The sequence below is a fragment of the Hydrogenobacter subterraneus genome (genome assembly GCF_055390195.1).
On sequence record NZ_AP042473.1, the window covers coordinates 1294128 to 1309444 of the forward strand.

Consider the following 15317-nt stretch of genomic DNA (forward strand, 5'->3'; position numbering starts at 1 on the left):
CTTGTGAAGGTTCTGTTGGTAGAAGATGACAAGCTTTTGGGGGAGTCTTTAAAGGAATATTTAAACTCGGAAGGGCTTGTGGTGGATTGGATAGAGGACAGTAGGGAGTTTTTTGATTTGCTTGAAGTGTCTTGTTATGATGTGATAGTGTTGGACCTTATGATGCCACATGTGAGTGGAGAAGATCTTTTAAAGGAGCTAAGAAAAAGGGGGAACAATACGCCCGTGCTTATACTTACGGCAAAGGGAAGGCTTGAGGATAAGGAAAGGTGCTTTTCTCTTGGTGCGGACGACTATCTTACAAAGCCCTTTGAACCAAAGGAACTGCTCCTAAGGATAAAAGCCTTACACAGAAGGGTGGTAAGGCAGGAAAAGCTACGCCTTGGCAGAGTGGAGATAGACCTTGAGGCAGGTCGGGTTTGTGTGGATGGCAGAGAAGTAAACCTTGCTAAAAAGGATTGGCTTTTGTTAAAGTACTTGGTGGAAAACAGGGGAAGGTATGTACCTACACAAGAGCTACTTAACTACGTTTGGGGTGATGAGGTGGTGGGTGATGAGGTGGTTAGAACCCACATAAAGAACTTGAGAAAGGTCCTGCCGGAAGGCTTTATAACATCAAAGAAGGGCTGGGGATACAGAGTTGAACCTTGAAAAGCTTTGGCTTTATATTTCCCTATTCCTTTTGTTGGTTTTGGGCCTAAGCCTTATAAACCTTACCGTATTCCTTGAGGTAAAAAAGATAGAGGAAGAGCATATATATAGACTTGCCTATCAAAGTTTTACCATCTATCTACACAACAAGGAGTATAAAGGCGATGAAAGGGTGGTAATAAACCCATTTCCAGAAGAACTATATAGAGTTTATGTCTTTGATAACCCCTTAGACCCCTTTAAAAGTGTAAAGGTAGGCATTAAAAAGGAATATCTTAACGAGAGGATAAACCAGCTTATGAAAAGGCTTCTTATAGTGGAGTTTTTCTTGGTTTTGGCCCTTGTTTTCTTATATCAAACGGTGGTAGAAGGTTATATAAAAAGGCTTAAAGAGAAGGAAGAATGGATAAAAAGACTAATGCTTGCCTTAACTCACCGATTGGGAAACTTCATATCCACTCAAAAGGTTCTGATCGCTTTGCTAAAAAAATCATACCCAGAGGATAGAAATATACAAAGGATAGAAAAAAGTGTATTAAAAGCTCAAAGGGATTTTAGTATATTCACCAACTTGGCAAGAGAAAACATAAAACTGGAGAAGGATTTCCTCAATGTAAAAGAGCTTATATTGGAAAGTTTATCTTACTTTGATGAGGAGCTTAAAAGAAAGAGGTTAATACTTCACTTAAAGGACATGCAGGTTTTTATGAACAGGGCAGACCTTGATGATGTGCTTTATAACTTGATTAGCAATGCAATAAAACACTCAAAAAGCATGGTGCATATCAAAATATGTCCTAAGGTTGGTGCTTTGATAATAAGAAATGATGTAAGCCATGTGGAAAACTCCGGCATGGGTTTGGGCTTTGAATTAACAAAAGAAGTGGTTAAAAGATATGGTTTTAGCTTGAATGTAAGGATAAAAAAAGGCTATACGGTTTTCCTTAGCTTTGCTAAAAGATAGGGCTAAGTTCCACCCTTACCTGCTCTCCCGTTTCCATATTCTTTAGTGTGTAAAAGCCTCCTGCCTTTTCCTCCTCACCCACTATAACCGCATACTGGGCGCCTATCTTATGGGCAAACTCAAGCTGTTTTTTGAGGCCTCCCTTTCTGTAAGAAACCTCTACCCTCTTCCCTTCTGACCTGAGGCTTTTGGCCACCATAAGGGCATAGTCCATAACATCACCAAAAGGCACAACCACGTATAGAGGTTCCTCCAATGGAAGGTCTTTTACAAGCATAGAAAGCCTTTCTACACCCACAGCAAAGCCTATGGCAGGCGTGGGTGGTCCTCCAAACTCCTCTACAAGGTAATCATACCTTCCACCTGCTATGACAGTTATATCAAGTTCTGTAGAAACTGCTTCAAATACAGTTTTTGTGTAATAGTCCAGACCTCTTACCAAGTTTGGATTTTCTCTATATGGTATGGAAAGAACTGTTAAATATTCCTTTAGCTTTGAATAATGCTGAGAACATTCCTCACAAAGAAAATCTACCATCTTTGGAGCTTCTTTAACCGCCTCCTTACAGGTGGGGACCTTACAATCAAGCACCCTAAGGGGGTTCCTATCCTTTCTATCAAGACAAACTTCACAGAGACCACCCTCAACCGTGTTAAGGTAGTTTATTAAAGCCTCCCTGTATGCTGGCCTGCAAACCTTACAACCTATGGAGTTTATCTCTATGATAACTTCCACCTTTAACTCCGACAAAATCTCATAAACAAGCTGGATTATTTCCGCATCCACATGGGGGTCCAAGGAACCAAAGACCTCTGCACCGATTTGGTGAAACTGTCTGTATCTACCAGCCTGTGGGCGCTCATAACGGAACATGGGACCTTCATAAAAGAGCTTTACGTAAGGCTTTAGAGCATACAGCCTGTTTTGCACATAGGCTCTTACTGCACCTGCGGTGCCTTCGGGCCTTAAGGCAAGCCATCTGCCTTTTCTGTCCTGAAAGGCAAACATCTCCTTTTGCACTATATCTGTGGCTTCACCTATGCTCCTTTGAAAGACCTCAAGGTATTCCACCACAGGAAGTATTATCTCCTCAAAGTTATAAAGCCTTAGCTTTTCTCTTATGAGGTTTGAAACATACCTAAACCTTTTAAGCTCTTCTCCAAAAAGGTCATGAAAGCCTCTTACGCTCTGAAATTCTGGCATAAAGATAAATTATACTTCTGGCCTATGGTGGAGTAATATATTTATACATGATGAATCGCATATTTGCATGGGGCGTAAATTTTAAAACTGCCCCAGTAGAAGATAGAGAGCTTCTCGCCTGTAGTAGAGATGATGCATACTATCTTCTTCCACCTTTAAAAACCATAGATGGTATTAAGGAGCTTATGCTCTTATCCACATGCAATAGGGTGGAGGTCTACGGCGTTGCAGAGAATTATGAAGCCATAGATAAGCTTGTCCTTGAACTTATAAGACTAAAGGGTGCAGATGTAAAAATTAGAAAAAATTCCTTCTTTTTGGAGGGAGATAAGGCTGTTGCCCATGTTTTTAGGGTGGCAAGCGGTTTGGAATCTATGGTGGTGGGAGAAACTCAGATAGTAAGCCAATTTAAGGAAGCTTACCGAATAGCAAAAGAGCTTGGCTGTACAGGAAAGGTATTAAACAGACTTTATGAAAAGGCTCTGAGGACAGCCAAGAGGGTTAGGACGGAGACGGGTATAGGGAGGAATGCCATATCTGTAAGCTATGTGGCAGTGGAACTTGCCAAAAGGATATTCGGTAATCTCGCCAATGTAAAGGTGCTTTTGGTAGGTGCGGGTGAAATGGCAGAGCTTTCTGCCAAGTACTTAAAAAAGCTAAAAGCTCATCTCTTTATAACCAATAGAACTTATGAGAGGGCTGTGGAGCTTGCTAAGGAGCTGGAAGGAAATGTGCTTAGGTTTGAAGAACTTGCGGACTACCTTCATGAGTTTGATATAGTTATAGTTTCTACGGGAAGTAAAAAGTACATCATAGACTATCAAATGGTAAAAAAAGCCATAAAGAAAAGGGGCTACAAGCCCATATTCTTCATAGATATTTCTGTACCAAGGAATGTAGACCCTGCCATAAGTCAAATTGATGAAGTATTTCTTTATGATATTGACGACCTTCAGGATGTGGCAGAAAAGAACCTAAAGGAAAGACTAAAGGAAAAGGAAAAGGGTGAGATAATAGTTTGGGATGAGGTGGGAAAGTTTATGAAATGGCTACAGGTGCTGGAAGTGGAAGACATAATAATAAGAATTAAGGAAAGTTGGAGCTTCATGCAAGACAACAACCCTATGTTGAAAAGATTAATCCATAAAGCCATAGAAGAGATAAGAAAAGACCCATCCTTGGCCGAAAAGTTGGTTAAAATATTCCTGCAGGAGGTAGAAGATGCAAACACAGGGCGAAAACTATCCTATGTCCATAACAGAGCTAATGGAGCTTGAAAGCGAGTACTCTATAAAGGCTTACATACTCATAAAGGCTGACCCAAGGGAGATACCATCCATTATGCTTGCCCTTTCAACCTTTGAGGGTATAAAGACAGCGGATGTGGTAACAGGACCCTACGACATAATAGTCTTTGCAGAACTAAGGAATCAAGATGAGCTTGGTAGGCTTGTTATAAACAAAATACCCTCCTTGGAGGGAGTAAAAGAGGCACTTACCTGTGTAGTAGTAAGGATATGAGAGATCTTCCTTTGGTAGTGGAAGAGGAAAAAAGGATTGTGGTTATATATTCGGAAGAGCCTGCAGTACACAAAGAAGAGGATGATGGAGTTGAGATTTTTTACTCCAAGAAGGGCGATGTGGTAAAGATAATAATAAACAAAGATGAAAAACACCATATTATATACTTCTGAGGCCTTTTTGGTTGAGGGTGGAAGGCCCTTAAGGGGCAAAGTAAGAGTCTCTGGGTCAAAGAACGCATCCCTTCCCATACTTATGGCAAGCATACTCACAGACCAAACTTGCCAAATAGAAAACGTTCCAGATTTACTTGATACAAGGACAACTCTTGAGCTTTTGCAGAACTTGGGAGTGGAAGCAGAGTTCAAGGAAGGAAGGGTAAGTTTAAACGCAAAATACCTTAGGAGTTATGAAGCTCCAGATGAAATGGTAAGGCGTATGAGGGCTTCCGTGCTTGTCATGGGTCCACTTTTGGCAAGGTTTGGAAAAGCTGTCGTTTCTATGCCTGGAGGATGCTCCATAGGAGTAAGGTCCATAGACCAACATCTTAAAGTCTTTGAAAGGGCAGGAGCCCATATAGAAATCAAGCATGGCTATATACACCTTGAGTTAAAAGAAATAAAACCAGTAGAGTACACCTTTGAGGTAATAACGGTCACTGGCACTGAGAACGCACTTCTTTTCCTAAGTAGGCTTGAAAAGAGAAGTATTTTAAGGAACATAGCCCTTGAACCAGAAGTTATGGACCTTGTAGAGGTATTGAGAAAGATGGGAGCGGAGATAGAGATAGAAGACAGAACTGCCATTATAAGGGGAAATCCATACCTTAGAGGCTTTAGTCATAGAGTTATACCAGACAGGATAGAGGCTGGGACCCTCATGGTGGCAGGCTTTATAACAGGTGGGGATATTGTACTTGAAGACATAAGGGTTGAACACCTTGGAAGCGTTATGGAAAAGTTAAGAGAAGCTGGCGCAGACCTTGAAATCCTAAGCCTTGATAGAGTGAGGGTAAAGGGTGGCAAAGATATAAAACCACTTAGCATATCTACCATGGAATACCCCGGCTTTCCTACAGATATGCAGGCCCAATTTATGGTCCTGTGCTGTCTTGCCGATGGTGTATCTGAAATAAGGGAGAATATCTTTGAAAACCGATTTCAACATGTGGCAGAGCTTCAGAGGATGGGCGCAGACATACATGTAAAAGACAGGATTGCCATAGTAAGGGGAGTGGAAAGGCTTTATGGAGCAGAGGTTTATTCCACAGACCTTAGAGCTTCCGCAAGCCTTGTTTTGGCTGGGCTTGTAGCAGAGGGGAATACCTTGGTAAGGGATATATACCACTTAGACAGAGGCTACGAAAGGCTTGAAAAAAAGTTAAAAGAGCTTGGGGCAACCATAGAGAGGTTGCCCATAAGAGAGTCTTAGCTTATTTCAATCTTCTTTTCTTTGGAGCTTTCAGCCTTTGGTATCCTTATTTCCAAAACGCCATCCTTAAACTCTGCCTTTGCAGCTTCCACCTTTACATCGGTAGGAAGAGGTATAACCCTTTCAAACTTTCCGTATACCCTTTCAACCCTGTGGTAGGTTTCTGTTTTCTCTTCCTTTTCTTCTTTCTTTTCTCCCCTTATATGTAGTGCGTTGTCTCTGATGGTAACTTCCACATTCTCCTTCTTAACGCCGGGAAGTTCTGCCTTTACAACAAGCTCTTGGTCTGTCTCATATACATCCACCACAGGGGCAAATACCCTTTCACCTTCTTCCCTTGGCATTAGCTCTTCCATAAGCCTATCAAACTCTCTCCTTATGCGTTCAATTTCTGCAAACGGGCTCCATAGCATAAGTCCTCTTCTCATGGCTCTCACCTCCTTTTAAGTGTTTTTACATAAATTAATTTTAGTCCGATATTATAAAATGTCAAGAATCTTTTGAGGGGAATATCAAAAGGCCACTCTACCTACGGTTCGGCCCTTTTGAAACACACTGTTTAACCTTCGTTGAATAGCCTTTTTAACTTACCCCTCAGGGATAAGAGAGGATTAAGCAAACTCATGGAATACTCTTCCACTTCCTTTAATATTTTCAATTTCTCCTCTTGAGTGGCCACCGATTCTATCTCAAAGGCCTTTTGGTGAAAATCGCAATGAAGCCTTTCTATGTTTTCCAAAAGGTTGGCAATCTCCAACGTATATTGGTCCTTGTTGGGCCATACCTCAGAATAGAGAAGCTTACCAAAGGCGCATTCGGTACATTTCTTGTGAGGAAAGGCCTCGCCACTCCTCAAGCTCTTTTTTAACCTATCCACATAGTTTATATGCTGGGCTATGATTAGTTCTATTCTTTTGAGTAGAGTTCTAAGCTCTTGAAGACTTTGTTCCATAGCTTACCTCCCTTCTCTATACCTTGTTATTATATTAGAATGCGCTTACTTTCTGTGGTAGATGGCATAGGTTGGGGTGGAACAAAAGAACAGGTTTTCCTTCTTGCCCGTGAGCTATCCAACCATGTGGATTTCCACCTTGCCTTGTCCTTTGAATACACCCAAATGGTGCAAAAACTATCACCTTACAAAATAAGTTTTCACTTTTTTGAACACCATAATAAGTACAACCGGCTAAACCCTATGAACTATTATAGGCTCTGGAAGATAATAAAAGATGGATCCTTTAATATAGTGATTGCCAACTCTCCCCATGCCCTGGACTTTGTTAGCTTGGTATATCCCTTTCTTACCAAAAGGCCCAAGCTTGTGGCAGTAAAAAGGTCTGCAAGATTGCCAAACCCCCTCTCCCTTCGGTTTAAGTATGGCAGGGTTGATAGGCTTGTGGCCGTATCGGAAAAGGTAGCAGAGGTAATGCTCAATGCGGGCTTTCCTCCGGAGAAGTTAAGGGTTATACCAAGTGGTATAGATACAGATAGGTTTAGGAAAAATAGGGCAGTGAGGACTGCCAAAAGACAAGAGCTTGGCATACCTCTAAACTCAAAGGTGTTTATAAATGTGGCCAATTGGAACCCACCGGTCAAGGGCCAAGACAAGCTAATAGAGACCTTTTTAAAGCTTGATTGTAAGGATTGCTTTTTGCTTTTGGTAGGGCTGGATACTCAGGACAAGTCAATACCAGAAAAGGGTGTTTTGGGCCTTGGATTTAGAGAGGATGTGTAAGACTTGCTCAATGCATCGGATTTTTTTGTCCTTTCCTCCTTCCTTGAAGGACTTCCTAACGCTCTTCTTCAGGCCATGGCCTGTGGCCTTGTAGTAATATCCACCCTTGCGGGCGGAGTTGGAAGCTTTTTAGTAGATGGTGTAAATGGATTTACAGTGCCGGTGGGTAATTTCCAAGCCATGTTGGAAAAAATGAAGATAGCACTCCATCTATCGGAAGAAGATTATAACAATATATCAGAGAAAGCTATTCAAACAGCTCAAAAATTCTCCATTCAATCCACAGCCAAAAAATACTTAGAACTTTTTGAGGAGCTTATAAAATGATAGTCCTCCTTTATCATAAGGTAATAAAATACCCTTCCTTTGACCTTTGGTGGAAAACCTTTGACGTAGAATTGGGCATTTTAAAAAGGTTTTTCCGTGTAATTTCCTTGGATGAAGTCATAGAAATTCTAAATTCTGGAAAGGATATTCCAAAAAGAACTGTAGCAATAACCTTTGACGATGGATATGCGGACAACTACATATATGCCTATCCTCTTCTCAAAAAGCATGGACTTAGGGCAACGATCTTTGTTGCTTCCTCAAGGATAATAAGAGAAGATTACAAAAGAAAAAGCTTAGAAGACTACTGGAATGGTAAGGCATCCCTTAGAGAACTCTATGGTCCCAAAAGTATGCACGAGGCAAACTTGGAGTTTTTAAAGGATGGAATAAGCCAAGATTTCTTAACTCAAGAAGAGCTAAGAGCCATGCAAGACGTTTTTGATATAGGCTGGCATTCTAAGCACCATACCAAGGATTTTTACTCTGAGGATTTATTGGGCTTTTATGATGGTAAAGGTCATTGGTCCCTTATGCATGCTTATGGAGAAGAACCAAAGCTTGGCTTTCCAATATTTCCCATGAAGGGTTCTCTATCTATAAGAGTAGGAAAGCTAAGGAAAGAGGTAAAAGACTTTATAAATTCCCTGCCAAGGTCCTTTTTTGAAAGGAAAGAATGGAAAAAGGACCTTAAAGAGGAGCTTTTTAAGCATTTTGAGCGATTTCTTGATTTTGAAAGCGAGGAGGAAAGGTTAAAAAGGGTAAAGAAGGAAATAGAAGAGGCTAAGAAGGAACTTGAAGAGTTAATCGGAGGAAAAATCTATCATTCTGCATATCCTTTTGGAGATTACGACAAAGTTTTTAAGGAAGAAGTTTCCAAAAGCTTCCTCTCTGCCTTTACCACAGAAAAAAGAACGATAAAACAAGGTGATGATCCTTATCTTTTACCAAGGATAACCGTTCCAAAAGACCTTTGGTCCTTTTTTGCCATACTGGCAAGGTTTAGATAATCTAAAGCCTCCAATATAGGCATTTGCCTTCCATTGGATAAACGCCCTTTACATCTATAAAAACACATGGTTCCGTGATGAGTTCTTTATACCATTCCACAGGCTTTTCCAAAAACACCTTGTGTTTGACTGCCAAAATGGCTACATGGTAGGGAGCCTTTTCCCTTGGGTTCTTGAGAACCTCAAGGCCGTATTCTTCATAAGCTTCTTCCGGGTCTACAAGAGGGTCGTATATGTACACATCCAAGCCAAAATCTTTTAGCTCTCTGTATAGGTCATAAACCTTGCTGTTCCTTATATCTGGCACGTTTTCTTTAAAAGCCAAACCAAAGATTATGGCCTTTGCCCCTACCTTCATCTTACCAGCCTTAGTTAGCATTTTTATGGTTTGCTTGGCAATAAAGGAAGGCACTTCCTCGTTTATTCCCATTCCTGCAAGTATAAGCCTTGGTATATAGCCTACCTGTTGGGCCTTGTGAGCTAAATAGTAAGGGTCTACTGGAATGCAGTGGCCACCCACAAGCCCGGGTTCAAACCTTAAGAAGTTCCATTTGGTGGATGCAGCTTCCAAAACGCTCTTTGTATCAAGGCCAAGCTTTTCAAAAAGCATGGCAAGCTCATTCATCAAAGCTATGTTTATATCCCTTTGTATATTCTCTATTACCTTGGCAGCCTCGGCAGTTCTAATATCCTTGGCTTTGTAAATTCCTACGCTTATAATCTTACCATACACAGAAGCCAAAAGTTCTAAGGTTTCTGGAGTATCTCCAGCCACCACCTTTACTATCTTTTCCAAAGTATGCTCCTTGTCTCCGGGGTTTATCCTTTCTGGTGAGTAGCCTACGAAGAAATCTTTTTTCCAAACAAGCCCACTTTCCTTTTCCAGTATGGGTACGCACACCTCTTCTGTAGCACCCGGATATACGGTAGATTCATACACAACCACAGACCCCCTTTTCATATTCCTTCCAACGGTGGCAGAAGCCAGCTTAAGAAAGGAAAGGTCTGGGTCCTTTAGTTTATCAACCGGTGTAGGAACCGCGATCACTATAAACCTTGCCTCTCCTATATCTTTCTCGTCGCTGGTAAATTTAATATCTACTTCCTTTAACTCCTCTTTTGGTACCTGTCCAGTTCTGTCTATACCCTCTTTTAGCTCTTGCACCCTTTTGGTATTTTTATCAAAGCCTATAACTCTAAAATGTTTGGCAAAGGCTACTGCCAATGGAAGACCTACATAACCAAGCCACACTACGCATAAACTTTCCTTCTTTTTCAAAAGGTCCTCAAAGCTTAACATTATGTGCCAAACTCCCAAGAGGTAAGGTATTTTATCTGCTCTGGTGTTAGCTCATCTATCTCTACTCCCATGCTTTTTAGCTTTAAGCTTGCCACCTCTCTGTCTATCTCATCTGGCACCTTATACACCCTCTTTTCCAAGCTTTGGTGGTTTTTGAGTATGTATTCTGCAGAGAGGGCTTGGTTTGCAAAGCTCATATCCATGACGGAAGCAGGGTGGCCTTCGGCGGCGGCCAAGTTTACAAGCCTTCCCTGAGCCAATAGGTATATCTTTTTGCCATCCCTTAAGGTGTATTCTTCCACAAAGGGCCTTATTTCCCTTTTGCTAACGCTTAGCTCTTCCAAAGCTTCTATATCTATCTCCACGTTAAAGTGTCCTGAGTTGGATATGATGGCTCCATCCTTCATTGCCTCAAAGTGTTCCCTTCTTATAACCGATGTGTTTCCTGTCACAGTCACAAAGAAGTCTCCAAGCTTGCAAGCCTCTATCATGGGCATTACCAAAAAGCCGTCCATCTTTGCCTCAAGGGCCTTTATGGGGTCCACCTCGCATACTATAACGGTGGCACCCATACCCCTTGCCCTCTGGGCCACACCCTTCCCACACCAGCCATAGCCAGCCACCACAAAGTAAGAGCCCGCTATGAGCCTGTTGGTTGCCCTCATGATGGCATCTATGGTGGATTGGCCTGTGCCATACCGGTTGTCAAACATATGCTTTGTGTAGGCGTCGTTGACCGCAATTATAGGGAACTTTAAAACTCCTTGGTCCGCCATGGCTCTAAGCCTTATAACTCCCGTGGTGGTCTCCTCCATACCACCCAGGACCTTCTCAGCCAAGGTAGGAAATTCCTTATGTAAGGTGGATATGAGGTCTGCGCCATCGTCTATGACTATGTGCGGCTCTCTTCTTATTACCTCTCTCAGATGCATGTAATAGGTTTCCGTGTCTTCCCCTTTTATGGCAAAGACTGGAATATTAAAGTACTTTACAAGGGCGGAGGCCACATCGTCCTGTGTGGAAAGGGGGTTAGAAGCGGTAAGATAGACCTCTGCACCACCTTCCTTTAGGGTAATAACAAGGTTTGCCGTCTCCGTGGTCACATGCAAACAGGCGGATATGCGTATGCCTTTAAAGGGCTTTTCCTTTGAAAACCTTTCTCTTATGCTTGTGAGGACTGGCATGTCCCTCTGGGCCCATTCTATCCTGTTTTTCCCAAGTTCGGCAAGGCTTAGGTCCTTCACATGGTAGTCCATTCTATCCTCCTTTATGCAGAAAGGGGTGGTCCAATTTTAACAAGGCCAAGCTCTGTTATCTCCATAAAATGCGTTCTTGTGTCATGCCCGCAAAGCCTACAACCATCTATCCTAAAAAGCCTAACTATCTCACCTATGGGCTTTTTGTAAAGCTTTGATTGAGTGGGCGTAAGGATAAGGTCCTTAGAAAGCACCATAGAACAATCCACTATGTGGCTTATGGCATAGCCACCTGCCGCTTCCGCCGTTAGCTCCTCATGCCCGCTTCTCTTTTGAGATACAAAGAGGGCAGTCTGATACCACTTTTTCATAAAGTTAAAAAGCTGTCTGACTACCACCCTTGCCTGCATCTCTCTTGCCTCATAAAGGCCGGTTACAGAGTCTATGATGGTGTGCCTTACCTTATAGGTCTTTATAACGTGGGCAAGGGTGGCCAAAAGGTCTGGTATATTGTCCCTTAGCCTTCCGTGGCTTGCCGCATCTATAAGGATTATGTTGTTCTCTACATTTTCAAACTCTATGCCCATGGCCTTTGCCCTTTCTCTAAGGCCCGTCACCACAAAGTGGGCTGGTGCCTCCACCGTTATAAAAGCTACCGCCTCACCCCTGCTTGCCTGCTTTATGGCGTACTGTTCCACCATTAGACTTTTGCCCGTATCGGAGACGCCCGTTATGTTTACCACCGAGTAGGCTGGAATGCCACCAAGGCTTTTTCTTACAGGCTTTCCATCTTGGATGTCTGAAGTAAAAAACAGGTCATCCAAACCTTCCACGCCCGTTGGCACACCATAAAGCTTTGGAGCCTTCTTTATAGCTTCTCCTGCCACCCATATGCTCTCTTCCACTACCTCTGGTTTTCTCTCTTCCATGTGATAAATTTTATCACTATGAAGTACTACATAAAGACCTTTGGATGCCAGATGAACTTTAACGACTCGGAAAGGCTTAGGGGCATACTCCAAAGCATGGGCTATGAGCCTGCCAAAAGCTGGGAAGAAGCTGACCTAATCCTTATAAACACATGCACCATTAGAGAAAAGCCAGACCAAAAGGTCTATTCTCATTTGGGTGAATATAAAAAGATAAAAGAAAGAAACCCCAACGCCCTTATTGGTGTATGTGGGTGCCTTGCCCAAAGGATGGGAGAGGAGCTTATTCAAAAGGCTCCTATGGTAGACATAATGTTTTCCAGCTTTAACATGCACCAGCTTCCAGAGCTTATCCATCAGGCTCAAGCTGGCTACAAGGCAATAGCCATTTTGGAAAACCCACCGGAGGATGAGGATAAGCTTTGGGAATATCCTACTGTAAGAGATAACCAGTTTTGTGCTTATGTGACCGTTATGAAAGGTTGTGATAAGAACTGCACCTATTGCGTGGTGCCAAAGACAAGAGGGAGGCAGAGGTCAAGAAGCTTGGAAAGTATCCTTTCTGAGGTAAAGTTCCTTGTAGAAGATGGCGTAAAGGAGATACATCTTCTTGGCCAAAACGTGACCGCATGGGGCCAAGACCTTGGCATACCCTTTGAAGAACTTCTTTACAGGGTGGCAGAAGTGCCGGGAGTGGAAAGGATAAGGTTCACCACAGGACATCCAAGGGACCTAACAGAAAACATTGCAAAGGCTATGGGAGAAATCCCTCAAGTGTGCGAGCATATCCACCTTCCTGTGCAATCCGGTTCTACAAGGATACTAAGGCTTATGGACAGGGGTTATACAAAGGAAGAATACCTTGAGAAGATAGACATGTTAAGGCACTATGTAAAGGGTATAACCTTCTCCACAGACATAATAGTGGGCTTTCCTACAGAAACGGAAGAGGACTTTGAGGATACGCTTGATGTTTTGGAAAAGGTTAGGTTTGAACAGGTCTTTTCCTTTAAATACTCTCCAAGGCCAGACACACCAGCCTACTCCATGGAAGGGCAAGTGCCAGATGAGATAAAAGCTCAAAGGATGACAAGGCTCTTAGAGCTTCAAAAGAAAATACTTGGTGAGATAGCCAAGTCCTACGAAGGGACAGAGCAGGAGGTGCTTATTGAAAGCTACGAAGAAGGAAGGCTCATTGGAAGGACGAGGACAAACAGGTGGGCAAGCCTAAAAGGAGATGAAAGCCTCCTTGGAAGCATAGTAAAGGTTAGGGTGATAAACTCCAAACCTTTTAATATGGAATGTGAGCTTTTGGAGGTAAAACATGGCCATGCTGGACCTATACACAGCTCTTAAAAAGGAGGCTATTAAAGTATTCAAAGAAGAGAGGGAAAAGAAGAGAAAAGCCCTAAGGCTTAGGCTGGAGATCTATAAAAAAGCCTTTGACACAAAGCAAAAAATGCATTAAAATATTAATTACCGTAGGGGCGGTAGCTCAGTGGGAGAGCGCCTGCTTGGCGTGTAGGAGGTCGGGGGTTCAAATCCCCTCCGCTCCACTTGGTTTTCTTTACTTCTCTTTTTTCTCTTCCGTAGTAATGCCGAAATTTGGTAAGCTCTCTAAAACTTGTTTTTTGTAGTCTTCCGTCAGGTGGGCATACCTTTGAGTGCTTCTTAGGTCTTTGTGGTGAAGGAGCTCTTTGACAAGGTATAGGTCTTTGCTCTTCATGGCTATCCAAGATGCAAAGGTATGCCTAAGGTCGTGGAAGCGAAAGTTTTCAATACCTGCCTTCTTGCAAGCAGTTTTAAAAGCTCTTTTATAGCCTTGTGTAGAGTAAGGCTCTCCTTTGTGGTTGGTAAACACATAACCGTGCTTGTGCTTGGGCAGGCTTTTGAGTAGCTCTACAAGTTGTTCTGTAAGGTGGACAGTGTAGTATTCTTTGGTTTTTGTCTGTGTGTGCTCAAGCCTTATGACTTTGTTTTCCAAATCTACCTGCTCCCATTTCAGAGAGAATATCTCACTTGCTCTCAGACCTGTATAGAGGGCAAATATAACCGCAGGTCTAAAGTAATCAGGGCAGGCGGATATAAGCTTTTGTGCTTGCTCTTCCGTAAGGTATCTCACTACCTGCCTTTCTTTCACTCCAAAGAAAGGTATCTTAGGTATGTGCTCACACAATCCAAACTCCTGTGCCTTTTTAAACACGCTCCTCAGAAGATGAAGCTCTCTCTCCACCATCAAAGGCGTAGTGCCTTCAGATAGTCTTTTGTTCTTGTAGTCTTCTATCAGGCTTGTGGTTATGTTCTTGATAGGACGCTTACCAAAAAAGGCAAGAAGTATTTTGAGCTTCCTCATTTGCTCCTTCTTGGTTTTCTCTTTTGCCTTAGAAGTGCTAAGGTAGAGCTTTTCATAAAACCTTGCTATCTCCTCAAAAAGCAGGTCGTCCTTACTCTCTGGTATGTATTCTCCCCTGATTATCTTAGCCCTTATCTGGCTTGCTATCTCCTTTGCAACGCTCTTGGAAACCGCTCCTATGCGATGGTAGTAGCGCCTACCTCTGTAGGTAAACTCAAAATACCAAACCTTGCCCCTTTGCCTAAGATAACCTTCGCCTTTAGCCATTAAGACCTAAAAGGCTCCTCCTTAGGCAAGCTCCTCAAAAACTCTTCAAGGTCTTCTCTGAGAAAAACCAAGCGCTTACCAAACTTCCTGTATGGAATGCGCCTTCTCTGGACAAGAGTATAAACCGCTTTCTCTGTAGTGCTTAGCATCTGAGCCACATCTCTAACGGTCAAAAGCCTCTTCTCCATGCCAGGCCTCCTTAAAGGTTTCTACTTACTATTAGTGCAAGCAAGGAGGCCTGGAAGGAGCACTCAAGGAAGAGCTAACCTTACGAACTTGAAGAAGTGATAGAAAGAGATGGACGAAAGAGAAAGAGCGCTAAAGGTAAGAAGATAGGAGTTTTCCAAAGAGACCGCAATATTTCCTACGAGAGTGAGTAAGATGGCAGGAAGGAAGAAGTGCAGGTAGAATTTTGGGGAAGAAGTCCAC

At 42.6% G+C, this 15317-nt stretch carries 19 protein-coding genes and 1 tRNA gene; 12 read left to right on the plus strand and 8 right to left on the minus strand.

The genetic code is table 11. The features are described from left to right. The first annotated feature begins 3 nt into the window (after positions 1 to 3). Both ACZ5GB_RS07125 and ACZ5GB_RS07130 read left to right on the plus strand, forming a co-directional pair. On the plus strand, positions 4 to 651 hold the full coding sequence (locus ACZ5GB_RS07125) for a response regulator transcription factor (RefSeq protein ID WP_464326535.1): 648 nt from the start codon (positions 4 to 6) through the stop codon (positions 649 to 651). Further along, a complete protein-coding gene (locus tag ACZ5GB_RS07130) occupies positions 641 to 1615 on the plus strand; it encodes a sensor histidine kinase (protein WP_464326536.1) in 975 nt (324 codons plus the stop codon). The genes ACZ5GB_RS07125 and ACZ5GB_RS07130 overlap by 11 nt, the downstream gene beginning before the upstream one ends. Here ACZ5GB_RS07130 and hisS read toward each other — a convergent pair. Continuing rightward, positions 1605 to 2819: a histidine--tRNA ligase gene (gene hisS / locus ACZ5GB_RS07135; protein WP_464326537.1), complete on the minus strand. Its 1215-nt coding sequence runs from the start codon at positions 2817 to 2819 to the stop codon at positions 1605 to 1607. The genes ACZ5GB_RS07130 and hisS overlap by 11 nt on opposite strands. A 47-nt stretch (positions 2820 to 2866) precedes the next feature. On the opposite strand from hisS, the gene hemA reads away from it, so the two are divergent. The 4 genes from hemA to murA are packed head-to-tail and all read left to right on the plus strand — an operon-like array spanning position 2867 to position 5771. Then, positions 2867 to 4096: a glutamyl-tRNA reductase gene (gene hemA / locus ACZ5GB_RS07140; RefSeq protein WP_464326538.1), complete on the plus strand. Its 1230-nt coding sequence runs from the start codon at positions 2867 to 2869 to the stop codon at positions 4094 to 4096. Next, entirely contained in the window at positions 4041 to 4340 is a 300-nt protein-coding gene (locus ACZ5GB_RS07145; RefSeq protein WP_464326539.1) for an Lrp/AsnC ligand binding domain-containing protein, read from the plus strand. The genes hemA and ACZ5GB_RS07145 overlap by 56 nt, the downstream gene beginning before the upstream one ends. Beyond that, positions 4337 to 4513 carry a hypothetical protein gene (locus ACZ5GB_RS07150; protein WP_464326540.1) on the plus strand — a complete coding sequence of 59 codons (177 nt, stop codon included), beginning with the start codon at positions 4337 to 4339 and terminating at the stop codon, positions 4511 to 4513. The genes ACZ5GB_RS07145 and ACZ5GB_RS07150 overlap by 4 nt, the downstream gene beginning before the upstream one ends. Beyond that, entirely contained in the window at positions 4485 to 5771 is a 1287-nt protein-coding gene (murA, locus tag ACZ5GB_RS07155; RefSeq protein ID WP_464326541.1) for a UDP-N-acetylglucosamine 1-carboxyvinyltransferase, read from the plus strand. Before ACZ5GB_RS07150 ends, murA begins: the two co-directional genes overlap by 29 nt. Here the strand turns inward: murA and ACZ5GB_RS07160 are convergent. Next, positions 5768 to 6199: an Hsp20/alpha crystallin family protein gene (locus tag ACZ5GB_RS07160; RefSeq protein WP_464326542.1), complete on the minus strand. Its 432-nt coding sequence runs from the start codon at positions 6197 to 6199 to the stop codon at positions 5768 to 5770. The two genes, murA and ACZ5GB_RS07160, sit on opposite strands and share 4 nt — an antisense overlap. Positions 6200 to 6330: 131 nt before the next feature. Further along, entirely contained in the window at positions 6331 to 6723 is a 393-nt protein-coding gene (locus ACZ5GB_RS07165) for a CZB domain-containing protein (RefSeq protein WP_464326543.1), read from the minus strand. 39 nt (positions 6724 to 6762) lie between these two features. On the opposite strand from ACZ5GB_RS07165, the gene ACZ5GB_RS07170 reads away from it, so the two are divergent. The 3 genes from ACZ5GB_RS07170 to ACZ5GB_RS07180 are packed head-to-tail and all read left to right on the plus strand — an operon-like array spanning position 6763 to position 8843. Further along, complete coding sequence (locus tag ACZ5GB_RS07170; protein ID WP_464326544.1) at positions 6763 to 7506, plus strand: glycosyltransferase; 744 nt, start codon at positions 6763 to 6765, stop codon at positions 7504 to 7506. Positions 7507 to 7509: 3 nt separating this feature from the next. Next, positions 7510 to 7833, plus strand: coding sequence for a glycosyltransferase (locus ACZ5GB_RS07175; protein WP_464326545.1), 324 nt, complete (start codon positions 7510 to 7512; stop codon positions 7831 to 7833). Beyond that, the gene (locus ACZ5GB_RS07180) at positions 7830 to 8843 is read left to right on the plus strand and encodes a polysaccharide deacetylase family protein (RefSeq protein ID WP_464326546.1); all 1014 of its coding nucleotides are present in this window, start codon (positions 7830 to 7832) and stop codon (positions 8841 to 8843) included. The genes ACZ5GB_RS07175 and ACZ5GB_RS07180 overlap by 4 nt, the downstream gene beginning before the upstream one ends. Position 8844: 1 nt before the next feature. Here ACZ5GB_RS07180 and ACZ5GB_RS07185 read toward each other — a convergent pair whose 3' ends face one another. The 3 genes from ACZ5GB_RS07185 to ACZ5GB_RS07195 are packed head-to-tail and all read right to left on the minus strand — an operon-like array spanning position 8845 to position 12268. Beyond that, on the minus strand, positions 8845 to 10143 hold the full coding sequence (locus ACZ5GB_RS07185; protein ID WP_464326547.1) for a nucleotide sugar dehydrogenase: 1299 nt from the start codon (positions 10141 to 10143) through the stop codon (positions 8845 to 8847). Then, positions 10143 to 11399: an adenosylhomocysteinase gene (ahcY, locus tag ACZ5GB_RS07190; RefSeq protein WP_464326548.1), complete on the minus strand. Its 1257-nt coding sequence runs from the start codon at positions 11397 to 11399 to the stop codon at positions 10143 to 10145. Before ahcY ends, ACZ5GB_RS07185 begins: the two co-directional genes overlap by 1 nt. Positions 11400 to 11410: 11 nt before the next feature. Continuing rightward, positions 11411 to 12268, minus strand: coding sequence for a KaiC domain-containing protein (locus ACZ5GB_RS07195; protein ID WP_464326549.1), 858 nt, complete (start codon positions 12266 to 12268; stop codon positions 11411 to 11413). Between the two features lie 18 nt (positions 12269 to 12286). On the opposite strand from ACZ5GB_RS07195, the gene miaB reads away from it, so the two are divergent. From miaB to ACZ5GB_RS07210, 3 genes are all read left to right on the plus strand, one after another. Next, positions 12287 to 13624, plus strand: coding sequence for a tRNA (N6-isopentenyl adenosine(37)-C2)-methylthiotransferase MiaB (gene miaB / locus ACZ5GB_RS07200; RefSeq protein WP_464326550.1), 1338 nt, complete (start codon positions 12287 to 12289; stop codon positions 13622 to 13624). Next, positions 13593 to 13736 (plus strand): hypothetical protein, encoded by a 144-nt coding sequence (locus tag ACZ5GB_RS07205; RefSeq protein WP_464326551.1) that lies wholly within the window; start codon positions 13593 to 13595, stop codon positions 13734 to 13736. The genes miaB and ACZ5GB_RS07205 overlap by 32 nt, the downstream gene beginning before the upstream one ends. A gap of 16 nt (positions 13737 to 13752) precedes the next feature. Further along, positions 13753 to 13824, plus strand: a tRNA-Ala gene (locus tag ACZ5GB_RS07210). Between the two features lie 11 nt (positions 13825 to 13835). Here the strand turns inward: ACZ5GB_RS07210 and ACZ5GB_RS07215 are convergent. Both ACZ5GB_RS07215 and ACZ5GB_RS07220 read right to left on the minus strand, forming a co-directional pair. Beyond that, positions 13836 to 14888: a tyrosine-type recombinase/integrase gene (locus ACZ5GB_RS07215; protein WP_464326552.1), complete on the minus strand. Its 1053-nt coding sequence runs from the start codon at positions 14886 to 14888 to the stop codon at positions 13836 to 13838. Further along, on the minus strand, positions 14888 to 15076 hold the full coding sequence (locus tag ACZ5GB_RS07220) for a helix-turn-helix domain-containing protein (RefSeq protein WP_464326553.1): 189 nt from the start codon (positions 15074 to 15076) through the stop codon (positions 14888 to 14890). Before ACZ5GB_RS07220 ends, ACZ5GB_RS07215 begins: the two co-directional genes overlap by 1 nt. Positions 15077 to 15317: the final 241 nt, after the last annotated feature.